A 408-nucleotide genomic window follows, 5' to 3' on the forward strand; every position below is an offset into this window, starting at 1 on the left:
GGGCACCGGCACCGCCGGCGCCGCGACCTGCGCGATCGCGGGCGCGGCGACCAGCGCGGGAATGGCGAGCAACGTGTAACGGGACATCCGGTCTCCTGGTCTCATGCGTTGGCCGACGCTAACCCCCTGCCATCACGGTGGCAACGCCGCTTGCCGTGGCGCGGCCGCACGGGCATCACCGCCCGGTGACGTCACCCCGCGACCCCTTCATCCTCCTCGACGATGCCCGCCCCGGCGGCGCGGCGGCGCGGCTCTACACCCGGCCCGTGCGCGTGCTGGAGGCGTGGAGCGCGCCGGAGGTGCGCGACGTCATGGCGGCGGTGCGCGCGGCGACTGCGGACGGCACGCTCGATGCCGCGGGGTTCCTGTCGTACGAGGCGGGCGCCGCGTTCGAGCCGGCAGCGGGAC

Annotated in this window: 1 pseudogene; it reads left to right on the top strand. The window is 76.0% G+C overall.

Going from position 1 to position 408, the window contains the following annotated elements:
• Positions 1 to 155: 155 nt before the first annotated feature.
• A pseudogene (locus AX685_RS19770) lies at positions 156 to 408 on the top strand (hypothetical protein); the annotation flags it as partial.

Source organism: Sphingomonas sp. CCH9-F2, from assembly GCF_001556735.1.
Taxonomy (GTDB): Bacteria; Pseudomonadota; Alphaproteobacteria; order Sphingomonadales; family Sphingomonadaceae; genus Sphingomonas; species Sphingomonas ginsenosidimutans.